We start from the raw sequence: 12,437 nt of genomic DNA on the forward strand, positions 1-12,437 counted from the left end.
AGATGAGAACCATGACTTATTTGATCGATGCCTGGCTGGACCGCCCACACCCTTACCTCAGGATCCTGCATCGGGAAACCGGGGAAGTCTGTGCCGTGCTGGAAGAGGAAGCCTTGAACGAGCTGCAGGATCAGGGTGACCTGGACGTCAGCGGTTTGAGTTCAAGCGAGCCAGTGGTGCTCAAGGAACTGGTGCGTAATCTGTTTCTGTTCTGCTATGCCCGGGCTTTGCGCCCGCACAGCGAACTGCACCACAAGATCGAAATATGAAACACCGTAAAAAAACTGTGGGAGCGGGCTTGCTCGCGATGACTGACTGACATTCAACATCGCTGTCGACTGTTATGCCGCCTTCGCGAGCAAGTCGGATCGCCGCACCGTCGCTCCCACATTAGCCCGTCATAGCGACAGGCCAGGTCTTACAGAACGTCGAGCAACTCGACGTCGAACACCAGTACGCTGTGCGGCGGAATGCTGCCAACGCCTTGAGCGCCGTAAGCCAGTTCGCTCGGCACGTACAGGCGCCATTTGCTGCCGGCGTTCATCAGTTGCAGGGCTTCGGTCCAGCCGGCGATCACGCCGCCAACCGGGAATTCTGCAGGCTCGCCGCGATCATAGGAGCTGTCGAACACAGTGCCGTCGATCAGGGTGCCGTGGTAGTGAGTACGCACGGAGTCTTCACGGGATGGCTTGGCGCCTTCGCCAGCGGTCAGCACTTCGAACTGCAGGCCGGAAGCCAGAGTGGTGATGCCGTCACGCTTGGCGTTTTCAGCCAGGAAGGCCAGGCCTTCGCCAGCAGCCGCTTCAGCCTTGGCTGCAGCTTCGGCCTGCATGATTTCGCGGATGACTTTGAAGCTGGCGGACATTTCTTCCTGACCCACACGGCTTGGCTTGCCGGCGAATGCGTCGGTCAAACCTGCCAGGATCGCGTCCAGGCTTACGCCCGGTGGCGGGTTGTCGCGCAGTTGGTCGCCCAGCTGACGGCCAATACCGTAGCTGACGCGGGTTTCGTCGGTGGACAGATTTACTTCGGACATGACACTGCTCCGCTGTGCGGACGGCTCGGGAACTTGCCATGCGTACACAGCGCGTCCCGGAGCGCCCGGAACCAAAAGGGCCAGCAGACTAGCACAGATGTCATGCCATTGATGAGGGGCGTCAGGCGATCGGCACCTTCAGGTTTTCCTCGACATCGGCAACCAACCCGCACATTTCGTCATGTACGACTGTGTGCACGAGGTTGAAGTGCAACTTGGGAAAGGAGCGCAGCACATCACGGGCATGCTCCACCGAACGCAGGCTCATCATGTGCCCGTGCGTATCGCTCAAGGGATACGCCGTGCCATGCATCCGCGCCTCCAGCAGGTAGATGCCCCCCTCCATAGAGATCAGGTTCAGCTCATCGACCTTCCCGGCGACGGCATACGCATTCAACTCTTGCAGGTTCATGAGCGCACCTCACGCAGTAGCGAGCCAATCTCATTACAGGGATAGGCCTCGGCGCATCAAAGCACAAGCCACAAACGACGCCGCCCGTCTGTTTTGCAACAGACGGGCGGCGTGTTTCATGGGGCCAGCAATGGATCAGTGCTTGGTGACTTTATCCAGGTAACCCATGGCGAATGCCGATACCACGAAAGTCATGTGGATGATCACGTACCACTGCAAATGTTCAGGGTTGACGTTCTTGGCGTCCATGAAGATGCGCAGCAGGTGAATCGACGAAATCGCCACGATCGACGCGGCCACTTTCATCTTCAGTGACGAAGAGTCCATGGTGCCCAGCCAGTTGAGCTTCTCCTTGCTGTCGTCGATGTCCAGTTGCGAGACGAAGTTCTCGTAGCCGGAAATCATCACCATCACCAGCAAACCGCCCACCAGCGCCATGTCGATCAGCGACAGCAGCACCAGGATCATGTCCGATTCGGCCATTGAAAACACGTTCGGGATGACGTGGAAGACTTCCTGGAAGAATTTCAGTGCCAGCGCCAACAGCCCGAGGGATAGGCCGAAATAGATCGGCGCCAGCAGCCAGCGCGAGGCGTACATTGTATTTTCGATAAAGCGTTCCATTGAATCTCACATGTGGACTGAAAACGGCCGCGAGTATAACAGCCGCCCGTCTATACCCAGAAGCAGCCAGAAACCGTCGGAAAATCCGTCACCTGCGCCTGTGTATCAAGGTTTTTCTGCTAGTGTCCAAATCATTGACTGCTCAGTGATATCGGACAGGAAGACTGGAAATGGATGTGCGATTGCCTTTGACGAGTGCCGGTATCTGCCTGGCGCTGCTGCTAAGCGGCTGCTCACCCAGCGATGAAAAACGCCAGGTCAGCCTCGAAGAAAAAACCGCGCAGTTCGAAAAGTCGCTGGACGCTATCCAGGATCCAAAGCTCAAGGATGCCGTGTCGGAGCTGGGCGGCTCACTGCTGCTGCTTGAACGCGCACAACTCAAGCTCGACAGCAAACCAGTTGAAACCGAATACGGCGAAGACACCCTCGCCATGCTCAAGCACTATCCGAGCCCGCAGGCCCTGGTCGACACCTACATCAACGGGTTGTTCGTGCTGCAAAAGGACTCCAGCTCCGACTACCTGACCGACTTGCAACCGGTGTTTCCCTTCACGTTCAGCGTTCCTGCCGCATTTTTGTTTCCCCATGGCCTGGAATGGCAGTCGGTCACGCTGAGCAACAAGCGAGTGATTGCGTTCCAGCCGGAATGGTCGGAAACCGACCCTGGCATCCAGTTGAGCCCATCGAGTTCCAACCTGACCAACCCCGATGACCTGACCGTGGCCTATCCCTTCATCGAAGGCCTCGACATCGACAGAAAGCAGCAGCCGCAACCGGTGAGCCTGCAAGGTAAAGTCGAAGTCGTCGCGCCACGCCGCCTCTACAGCTTCGATCTGACGAAAAAGGACGTAGGCCAGACCCGCACCAATGACAACCTGAGCGTCACCCTGCTCTCATTGACGAACAACTACGCGGAAATCGAATACAACAACAGCGCGCCGCTGGCCCCAGAAGTCAGTGAAACACCGCTGAACCCGCTGATCGTCCAGGCCATGGACAGCACCGGGCAATTCATCTCGCGCGCCGGCTCAATCAACGAAACCGCGGTACAAATCGCCTTCTATCAGCAGCAGCTGGCCAAGATGCAGCAGCAAAAGAGCTGGAGTGAGTCCCTGGAAAAACAGCTCGACGAAGAACAACGCAACTTTGAGAAACAGCAGGCTCGACATTATTCGAAGGTGTACTTCAACGGGACGATCGAAACCCTCGAAGTCAGCATGCTGGATTTTTCCGCCGTCACGGTCACCCGCAAGGACCTCGACCTGCCGATCCGGCGTTTCGATGCCAATACCACGGACAAGTCCATCCAGCCCTTGAACCTGCCCGTGGTGGTCTATGACGACCAGGCGGCGGGCTGGCTGAAAGGAGCAACGCTGAGCGAGGACCAACTGAAAAAGAACGTCAACATCAGTCAGTCGGTCGACGACCCCAGCGCGGCACGAATCGAATTCACTCATCTGCGCAGCTTCAACGATGAACTGCTCGGCACGTCGTTCAACCCTGGTCAAAGTCCGGTGAGTTTCTTTACCGAAGACGCGAGTGGCAAACGCGACGAGCCGATCGAGTTGCCGCCCGAGGCATACCAGATCGACCCCCTGCGCGGCACCATCACTTACGATCTGAATCTGTTTCCGCAAACGCCGGCCTATGCGGTGGGCTCGATGCCGCTGTTCCTGGCCACGGTCGAGCAAAAAACCGTCGATGCCCGCCAACTGCCCAAAGGCCTTGAGCTCAAAAACAATGCACTGGTGGTGGACCTGAAGGCGTTTCCCGCCCAGGACTGGCGCTTTTTCGCCAAGGACGACAGCGGTAATTACTTGAAGGAGATTCTATCGGTCAGCCATGACGCGAGCGCACAAGGTCCGGCGCAGTTTGCCGTGCATTACTTCTACGGGCAGCCTACGCACCTGGAAACCTATCAGCGCACTGACCTCGACACCGTGCAATATGGTTTCGAGGTCAAACTCGACAAGGCCGACATGACGCGCCTTGATCAATAGTGCGACTCAGTGCTCGGGGTGAAACTCGAAGCTGCCCATGTTTCGGCAGCGACCCCCGTTGATTTCCCGCAGTTGGGCTTGCAGGTGCAGGCACCAGATTTGCGGATCGTCGGCCAACTCGTAGCCGTGCAAGGTCAGGCTTTCAACGATGGTGTCGAGGATTGATTCAGCGACGAATGGACCGTGAAACGGGCCTTGGGCCTTGATGGCCGAAGGTTGTTCACCGGCCATTCCGGCGGCGAACAGCAGAGTCCACATGCCCGTATCTCCCGCCAATGGACGGATGGAACACTCGATACGGGTCACAAGGCCCAGGCATTGACGGGTGAGGCAGAGGTTGCGCGACATGGCGGCGACCCTCGGTAGATCCGGTATTCAGCCCCCATGGGAAGGCTGTTTCGATCCTGTGATTACTATCGATATCCCTGAGCTGAGAATAGAAGAAAAGTCTGCCTTGCAGGCCGGGCGAGACCGAAAGGCGCCGAATGGTCACAGTATGAATATTGACGTCATTTCGATGACGCTTTTCCAGTGTTCACACAAACAAATGTGGGAGCGGCGGTGCGGCGATCCCACATGGGTTACTGCATCAGGCCGGTTTTGTTTCCGCCAACGCCTCTTGCGCCAACTCTTTCTCGGCTTCCTTCAGATCATCTTCACTGATCATTTCCGCGATAACCCGCAAGCGCTCCACGACCCGTGCGTTCACGCTGCCTTCAGGGAATTCGCCATTCTCGTTCGGCTCGCCGGCCGGCTCGCCGACCAGCAAACTCAAGGCTTCGTCGGCCTGACGGACCGCGTAGACATGGAACTGCCCCGCACGCACAGCCGTCAGCACCTTCTCGTCGAGCATCAGCGTAGCGACGTTGGCGTGAGGAATGATTGCCCCCTGCTCGCCGGTCAACCCGCGGGCTTCGCACAGACGGAAGAAGCCCTCGATCTTTTCGTTGACTCCGCCGACCGCCTGCACTTCGCCGAACTGGTTGATCGAACCGGTGATGGCAAAGCACTGCTTGAGCGGGGTTTTCGACAAGGCCGAGATCAGGGTGCAGGCTTCGCCCAGGGAAGCACTGTCGCCATCGACATAACCATAGGATTGCTCCAGGGCGATGCTCGCGGAAATCGCCAGCGGAAACTCCTGGGCGTAACGGCTGCCCAGATAACCGGTAAGGATCATCACGCCTTTGGAGTGGATTGGCTGGCCGAGGTTGACCTCGCGCTCGATGTCGACAATGCCGCTGCCGCCCGGGTACACCGTGGCGGAAATCCGCGCCGGTATACCAAAGGCCGAGTCACCGACTTCCAGCACCGTCAAGCCGTTGCACTTGCCGACCGCCGCGCCCGCGGTGTCGATCAGGATGATCCCGGCCAGCATGTCATCGAGAATCCGCGCCGAAACCCGCCCGGTCCGCGTGGCCTTGGCCTTGAGCGCACGCTCGATATGCCCCGCGTCGGTCATTTCATCGCCTGCCAAGTGACGAATGAAATCCGCCTCGCTGACCAACTGGAACAAATCACCGATACGCGCCGACAAGCGCCCCTGGTGCTCGGCCAGACGCGCACTGTAGGTCGCCAGGCGTGCCACCGCATCGGCGGTCAGCGGTGCCATGCCTTCTTCGGAAGTACGGGTTTTGAGCAACTGGGCGAACTGCTCCAGGCTCTCGTCGACCATCGGGATGTCTTCGTCGAAATCCACCAGGACGCGGAACATCTCCTGGAAGTCCGGATCGAGGTCTTGCAGCGTGTAATACAGCTGACGCGCACCGATGATGACGACTTTGACCTGCAACGGAATGTGTTGCGGTGTCAGGGTCACGGTGGCCAGACGGCCCAGTTCACCCAGCGGCGATTCCATTTTCAGCTTGCGCGATTGCAGGGCGCGTTTCAGCGCGTCCCACACGAACGGCTCGCTGAGCATTTTGTCCGCTTCAAGGATCAGGAAACCGCCATTGGCCCGGTGCAAGGCACCCGGCCGCAGTTGGCGGTAGGTGGTGTACAGCGCGCCCTGATCGGTGCTGTATTCGATACGACCGAAAAGGTTTTCGTAGGTCGGGTGCGGCTCGAACACCACCGGCGCACCGCCGCTGGCCGAATGACCGACCACCAGGCTCGGCGCGTATTGCTCTTCCAGCAACTTGCGGGCGACAGCGTCGGTCTTGCTGTCGTCCACCAGTTGCTCGACCACGGTCTTGAGCAAGTACACCTGCATGGCTTGCAGATAACCGCATACCGCCGCGTTCTCGGCGTACTTCTCCGACAATGGCGACAACAATGGCTGCAAGGCCAGGGTGATGGTTTCCTCGTTCAGATGACGCAGTTGGTTGCTCGACTCACGCTTCCATTGCGGCAGGCTGGCGAGCTCTTCGTTCAGGCGCTCCTCCAGCACGGAAATATCCTCGTGAAAGCGCTCGCGCTCGGCTTCCGGCAGTTGCGCGAATTCAGCTTCGTCCAACGCCTTGCCGTCGCCCATTGGGGTGAAGGCGATATTGCTGGCGTCGCGGTACAGCGCGACGTCCTTTTCCAGTGCCAGACGCTCGATGACGTCCAGGGCCTTGTCGTAGCGCTGGTTGAAGGCGCGGTCGATGGCGCTTTTCTTCTGCTGGTAGGACGGATGCTCGAAGACTGCCGGAAAGGTCGCCAGCAGGTTGTCGATCAGACCGTTGATATCTCCAATGAAGTTACCGGCAGTGCCCGACGGCAGTTCCAGTGCGCGCGGCTCGCGCGGCTCATCGAAATTGTTGACGTAGACCCAGTCCGCCGGGGTCTGCAGGCGCTTGCCTTCGGCCTTGAGGTAGCGTTTGACGAACGAGAACCGGCCAGTGCCGGGCTCGCCCATGACGAATACGTTGTAACCGGGGCGTGGCATGGCCACACCGAACTGCAAGGCTTCGACCGCACGTTCCTGGCCAAGCACACCGCGAAAGGGCTCCAGATCATTGGTGGTAGAGAAGCTGAACTGTTCAGCGGAAAACGGACGGGTCAGCGCTTCGGGCGCTAGACGCAAGCTGGCAGCAACAGGATCAGGCATCGGGCTTCCTTAACAATCAGGCGGGGCAGATGGCAGCATTCTGGCGCCGCCCATGCCCGACTGGCAAGGAGCGCCGCAGGCCTGAGCATAGTCAATCCGCCAACCCCAGGCGGGCCGGGCTTGCGCCACGGTTTCCCATGAATGTTTTGCAAAAAATCACGGAGCCCCGTGATCGTGCCTAAACTCCAGACTGCGCGGCTGGACTAATGACCGGCCCACTGGCACCAGACGGGCCAGACTCCTTGTCTATTGGTAGGCACATAAAGAGAACAAAGCTATGAAACGGATTCTTCTCGGTACTCTCTTCACTGCTGTATCCATCAACGCCATGGCTCAGGCGCCAGGCGGCCCGGATTGCGGCTGGGGCAACATGCTGTTCGAAGGCCAGCGTGGTACTCCGGCTCACTTCATGGCATCCACCACCAACGGCACCTCAGGCAACGCAACCTTCGGCATGACCTCCGGCACCAACGGTTGTGCGACCAATGCGTCGCTGACCTATGGCGGCAAATCCTGGTTTGCCATGAATGGCATGATGAACGAGCTGTCCGAAGACATGGCCAAGGGTCAGGGCGAAGCGCTGACCACCTATGCCGTGGTACTGGGCGTGGCGCCGGAAGACCGTGCGCACTTTGCCGCCGTCACTCACGAGCACTTCCAGCAGATCTTCAGCAAGGCTGACGTGACTGCCGAAGACGTGCATACCAATACCCTGGCCGTGCTCAAAGCCGACCCTCGTCTGGCCAAGTACGCGACTCAAGCTTAAGCTCGACCCGCCCCGCTTCTTTCGGGAAGCGGGTTTTGTTTTTTGGACCTGCCTCTTTTGGGTCTTTTTCTCAAGTTTTTAAGTTGTCACTTATGCTCAATCGCCTTGCCTGGCTGGCGCTGTGTGCCTGCGCCCCGCTGTCCGCCGCGCCTCAGATAGACCCACAACGTTTGCAGCAACTGGCCAACGACCCTTTCTGGATATCCCTGGGCCATTACGAAACCGCCAAGTTCGGCGGCTGGCGCAGTTATGTCAGCGACCGGAAATTCTTCCTCGCCGCTGACGGCAATGAACATCCGGACCATGAACTGGCGGCGACCGTGCAAGCCTTGTACGCCCCGGCCAGTGCCGGTGAAACACACGCTCAATGTGTCTACCCGGCCCGCACCCGCTGGCTGAAAGAACAACTCGGCCTGAGCGGACTGCCGACGCCGGCCTGCGCCGAATTCAAGCAATGGTTCAAGGACGTCTCGCCCGACAGCGCGGTGATGATATTCCCGGCGGCCTATCTGAACAGCCCGTCCTCGATGTTTGGCCATACCCTGCTGCGCATCGACCAGGCCGAGGTGAAGAGCGACAAGACTTCGCTGCTCAGTTATGCGATCAACTTCGGCGCCTACATCGAGGGCTCGGACAACAGCATCCTCTATGCCTGGAAAGGCCTGATGGGCGGCTATCCCGGCCTGTTCGCGCTGGTGCCCTACCAGGAAAAACTCTCGGAATACCGTAGCCTGGAAAACCGCGACCTGTGGGAGTACCGCCTGAACCTGACCCGGCAGGAAACCGCGCGCATGGTCGAGCACGTCTGGGAGCTGAAGCAGATCAAGTTCGACTATTTCTTCTTCGACGAGAACTGCTCATACCGTTTGCTGGAACTGCTGCAAGTGGCCCGCCCGAGCCTGCGCCTGACCGAGCAGTTCCCACTCACCGCCATCCCGACCGACACCGTCAAAGCCGTGAAAGAGGCCGGGCTGGTGGAATCGATCCAGTATCGCCCGTCCCGGGAGCGCGAACTGCTCAGTCGCGCCGAGCCGTTGAACCCTGAAGAACAGCAATGGGTGCTGAAAATCAGCGCCGATCAGAAACAATTGCAAGACCCGGCCTTCAAGGCTCAACCCCGCGACCGCCAGGCGCTGATCATCGATGCGGCCTATCGCCTGGAGCGTTACCGCGCCAACGGTCAGGAACGCGACCCGGCACGCGCCCAGCGCAGCTTCGAACTGCTGCGGGCAATCAACCAGAATCCGGCGCCGGAGCTGGATATCCCACAACCGGGCCTGCCTGAAGACGGTCACGAGTCCCGCACCTGGCAGCTCGGCCTCGGCACCCGTGGAGATAAGGCCTTTGGCGAGTACGGCTTGCGCATGGCTTATCACGACCTCAATGACAACAACGAAAGCTTTCCCCTTGGCGCGCAGATCGAAATCCTGCAATTGAAACTGCGCCAGTACGAAGGCAATGACTGGCAAGTGCAGCAACTGGACCTGGCAACCATTCGCTCCCTGACCCCGCGCAACGAGCTGCTGCAACCGCTGTCATGGCAAGTCACCGGTGGTCTGGAGCGAGTGCCGGGCAAGCATGATGACCAAACCCTGGTCATCCACGTCAACGGCGGCGGCGGTGGCACCTGGCAACTGGGCGAAGACACGCTCGGCTTTGCCCTGGGCACCGTGCGTATTGAGCACAACAACGATTTCGCCGCATTCATCGCCCCGGCCGCCGGTTTCAACAGTGGTGTGCTGTGGAAAAACCCGCTGGGCAATTTGAGCCTGGAAGCCAAGGGCGATTTCTTCACCAATGGTGAAGTGCGTCGTAGCCTGAGCCTGAATCAGCAGTGGGAAATATCCCGCAATCTCGGACTGCGCTTGAGCGCCCAGCGCGAGTTCAGCCATTTGGCGACGGCCGAGAACGAAGTGATGCTTGAGCTGAAGTGGTATCACTACTGACCCGAATGCAGCGCAACTCCCTGTGGGAGCGGGCTTGCTCGCGAAAGGGGCGTGTCAGCCAACATCAATGTTGAGTGGCATATCGCATTCGCGAGCAAGCCCGCTCCCACAAGGGCTGTTTGGTGTTCGACGAAATGCTTACACACCTTTCACAACCACCCGACGAATCCACTTCTAGACTTTCTCTATGGGCCGCGTATCGGCTTGGGAGAGTGAGATGTGGTGGTATGCGGGATGGCTGGGTGTAAAGCCTGGCAGCAGCAGAAGGATCAGGACGCCGCACGGGCCTATCACTCGCCATAAGTCGCTTTCAGACATCCAGTGAAACCAAATGCCTGAGACCATGGCCAAAACCCTATACCGGGAGAATTCCATGAGCCGTGCCTTCGTCAATGAAGATAACGCCGCCGCGCAAGCCGATCAGCCTGTCGAACGGCAGGTCAGCGCGCAGCCCAATTACGTCACGCCGCAAGGCCTGGACCTGTTGCAGGGAAAAGTCGCCGAACTGCAAACCCTGCACGCCGAACAATCGGCCAGGGGCGAACAGGCCGACAAGCAGCGCCTGGCCGATCTCGAACGTGATTTGCGTTACTTCAAGCAACGCCTGGGCAGCGCTCAGGTCGTACTCGCTGCGACCTCGACCGAGAAAGTTCAAATCGGCAGTTGGGTGACTTACGCCGACGAACATGCCACCGAACGCCGGGTACAACTGGTGGGCGAAGATCAGGCCGATGCCGCCCACGGCCTGATCAACTGGAGTTCGCCGCTGGGTCGGGCACTGCTCGGTGCACGACTCAACGATGAAGTGCTGTGGCAGCGCCCCGTCGGGGATCAATTGATAGAAGTGATCCGTATCGAACCGACTTAGACGACGCCCTGGGCCAGCATGGCATCGGCGACTTTGACGAAGCCGGCGATGTTCGCACCCTTGACGTAGTTGACCCGGCCATTCTCTTCGCCGTAATGCACGCAAGCGTGGTGAATCGACTGCATGATCGCGTGCAGCTTGCTGTCCACTTCGCCACCGGTCCACGCCAGGCGCATGGCGTTCTGCGACATTTCCAGCCCGCTCACCGCCACGCCGCCGGCATTGGACGCCTTGCCCGGTGCGAACAGAATGTCGGCCTCGATGAACAGGTCCACCGCCTCAAGGGTGGTCGGCATGTTCGCGCCTTCGGCCACACAGATGCAGCCGTTGCGCAGCAAGGTGCGAGCGGCTTCGGCGTCCAGTTCGTTTTGCGTCGCGCATGGCAGCGCGATATCGCAGCTCAGGCTCCATGGCAGTTGGCCGGCGCGGAACTCCAGGCCAAAACGGCCGGCCAGTTCACGGATACGCCCGCGCTGTACGTTTTTCAGCTCCAGCACCGCCAGCCATTGCTCCTCGGTCAAGCCGCTTTCGCAATACAACGTGCCTTCGGAGTCGGACAGCGAAATCACCTTGCCGCCCAGGTCCATGACCTTGCGTGCGGCGTATTGCGCGACGTTGCCAGAACCGGAGATTGCCACTCGCTTGCCCTCGACGGCCAAACCGCGGCGCTTGAGCATTTCTTCGGCGAAGTACACGCAACCGAAACCGGTGGCTTCCGGGCGAATCAGGCTGCCGCCGTAGCTTGGGCCTTTGCCGGTCATCACGCTGGTGAACTGGTTGCTCAGGCGCTTGTACTGGCCGAACAGGAAACCGATTTCCCGCGCGCCGACACCGATGTCCCCGGCCGGTACGTCGACGTCGGCACCGATGTGGCGGTACAACTCGCTCATGAAGGCTTGGCAGAAGCGCATGACTTCGGCATCGCTTTTGCCTTTGGGGTCGAAGTCCGAACCGCCCTTGCCGCCGCCCATGGGCAATGAAGTCAGGGAGTTTTTGAAGGTCTGTTCGAAGGCGAGGAATTTCAGCACGCCCATGTTCACCGACGGGTGGAAACGCAGGCCCCCCTTGTACGGGCCGATCGCGCTGTTCATCTGGATGCGGAATCCGCGATTGACCTGGACCTGGCCCTGATCGTCGACCCACGACACTCGAAATACCACCGCCCGCTCCGGCTCGCAGATGCGCTCCAGGATGCCGGAGGTCAGGTAATGCGGATTGGCCTCAAGAAACGGCCACAGAGTGCGCAGGACTTCTTCTACAGCCTGGTGGAATTCGGGTTGGTCCGGATCGCGTTTTTTCAGGCGCGCAAGGAAGGTCTCGACGGATTCGATCATGGAAAAGTCTCGGCAAATTTATTGTCGTTGGAGGAGATTGAGCCGGACTGTAACAAACGATTCGCGCACAAGAACAGCGCAAAATGTCGCACTTATGAAATTAAATGGTGCACAGGATATAAATTAAACTGATTTTTTGAGCATTTTTGCACCTGAACAGGGATTCGCAATTCAAGTCTTGCACCATTAGAAACACCGCCTTCGCGAGCAAGCCCGCTCCCACATTTGAAATGCGTTCCACTAATGTGGGAGCCGGCTTGCTCGCGAATGGCGCGACTCGGTTTCACTGGAAGCGCGCAATCGGCATAGGGGACGGCCTTCATAGACCGTACCCCTGCCACACCACCCGGCATGCGGGTCCGCACCGGGCGGTTCGAGGGATTGAGGTCAGGAGAGACGTGGAAGTCCCAAGCGATCAAACCA

Annotated in this window: 12 protein-coding genes; 5 read left to right on the forward strand and 7 right to left on the reverse strand. The window is 59.2% G+C overall.

All coding sequences use genetic code 11. The features are described 5' to 3' along the window. Nucleotides 1-11 precede the first annotated feature (11 nt). The gene (locus KGA85_RS11895; RefSeq protein WP_217836406.1) at nt 12-269 is read left to right on the forward strand and encodes a hypothetical protein; all 258 of its coding nucleotides are present in this window, start codon (nt 12-14) and stop codon (nt 267-269) included. Nucleotides 270-418: 149 nt separating this feature from the next. On the opposite strand, the gene KGA85_RS11900 is transcribed toward KGA85_RS11895, so the two are convergent. From KGA85_RS11900 to KGA85_RS11910, 3 genes are all read right to left on the reverse strand, one after another. After that, on the reverse strand, nt 419-1,036 hold the full coding sequence (locus KGA85_RS11900) for an FKBP-type peptidyl-prolyl cis-trans isomerase (RefSeq protein ID WP_223454792.1): 618 nt from the start codon (nt 1,034-1,036) through the stop codon (nt 419-421). Between the two features lie 121 nt (nt 1,037-1,157). After that, nucleotides 1,158-1,448 (reverse strand): DUF6482 family protein, encoded by a 291-nt coding sequence (locus tag KGA85_RS11905; RefSeq protein ID WP_046041769.1) that lies wholly within the window; start codon nt 1,446-1,448, stop codon nt 1,158-1,160. Between the two features lie 135 nt (nt 1,449-1,583). Beyond that, complete coding sequence (locus tag KGA85_RS11910; RefSeq protein WP_223454790.1) at nt 1,584-2,072, reverse strand: TIGR00645 family protein; 489 nt, start codon at nt 2,070-2,072, stop codon at nt 1,584-1,586. Between the two features lie 170 nt (nt 2,073-2,242). Here KGA85_RS11910 and KGA85_RS11915 point away from each other — a divergent pair, with 170 nt between their 5' ends. Further along, complete coding sequence (locus KGA85_RS11915) at nt 2,243-4,072, forward strand: hypothetical protein (RefSeq protein WP_223454789.1); 1,830 nt, start codon at nt 2,243-2,245, stop codon at nt 4,070-4,072. A 6-nt stretch (nt 4,073-4,078) separates the two neighbouring features. On the opposite strand, the gene KGA85_RS11920 is transcribed toward KGA85_RS11915, so the two are convergent. Both KGA85_RS11920 and KGA85_RS11925 read right to left on the reverse strand, forming a co-directional pair. Then, a complete protein-coding gene (locus tag KGA85_RS11920; RefSeq protein ID WP_223532951.1) occupies nt 4,079-4,420 on the reverse strand; it encodes a hypothetical protein in 342 nt (113 codons plus the stop codon). A gap of 241 nt (nt 4,421-4,661) precedes the next feature. Then, a complete protein-coding gene (locus KGA85_RS11925; RefSeq protein ID WP_223454787.1) occupies nt 4,662-7,100 on the reverse strand; it encodes a Lon protease family protein in 2,439 nt (812 codons plus the stop codon). A gap of 277 nt (nt 7,101-7,377) precedes the next feature. On the opposite strand from KGA85_RS11925, the gene KGA85_RS11930 reads away from it, so the two are divergent. From KGA85_RS11930 to KGA85_RS11940, 3 genes are all read left to right on the forward strand, one after another. Beyond that, on the forward strand, nt 7,378-7,866 hold the full coding sequence (locus KGA85_RS11930) for a DUF3015 domain-containing protein (RefSeq protein ID WP_223454785.1): 489 nt from the start codon (nt 7,378-7,380) through the stop codon (nt 7,864-7,866). A 92-nt stretch (nt 7,867-7,958) separates the two neighbouring features. Then, on the forward strand, nt 7,959-9,812 hold the full coding sequence (locus KGA85_RS11935) for a DUF4105 domain-containing protein (protein WP_223454784.1): 1,854 nt from the start codon (nt 7,959-7,961) through the stop codon (nt 9,810-9,812). A gap of 373 nt (nt 9,813-10,185) precedes the next feature. Then, nucleotides 10,186-10,680, forward strand: a complete 495-nt coding sequence (locus KGA85_RS11940; RefSeq protein ID WP_223454782.1) for a GreA/GreB family elongation factor — start codon at nt 10,186-10,188, stop codon at nt 10,678-10,680. Here KGA85_RS11940 and gdhA read toward each other — a convergent pair. Together gdhA and KGA85_RS11950 are read right to left on the reverse strand one after the other, a co-directional pair. Then, nucleotides 10,677-12,014 carry an NADP-specific glutamate dehydrogenase gene (gene gdhA, locus KGA85_RS11945; protein ID WP_223532948.1) on the reverse strand — a complete coding sequence of 446 codons (1,338 nt, stop codon included), beginning with the start codon at nt 12,012-12,014 and terminating at the stop codon, nt 10,677-10,679. The genes KGA85_RS11940 and gdhA overlap by 4 nt on opposite strands. Before the next feature lie 92 nt (nt 12,015-12,106). Then, a partial coding sequence (locus KGA85_RS11950) for a hypothetical protein (protein WP_223543125.1) occupies nt 12,107-12,437 on the reverse strand: 331 nt, incomplete at its 5' end.

Origin of the sequence: Pseudomonas sp. GL-B-12 (genome assembly GCF_019955895.1) — a bacterium.
Lineage (GTDB): Bacteria > Pseudomonadota > Gammaproteobacteria > Pseudomonadales > Pseudomonadaceae > Aquipseudomonas.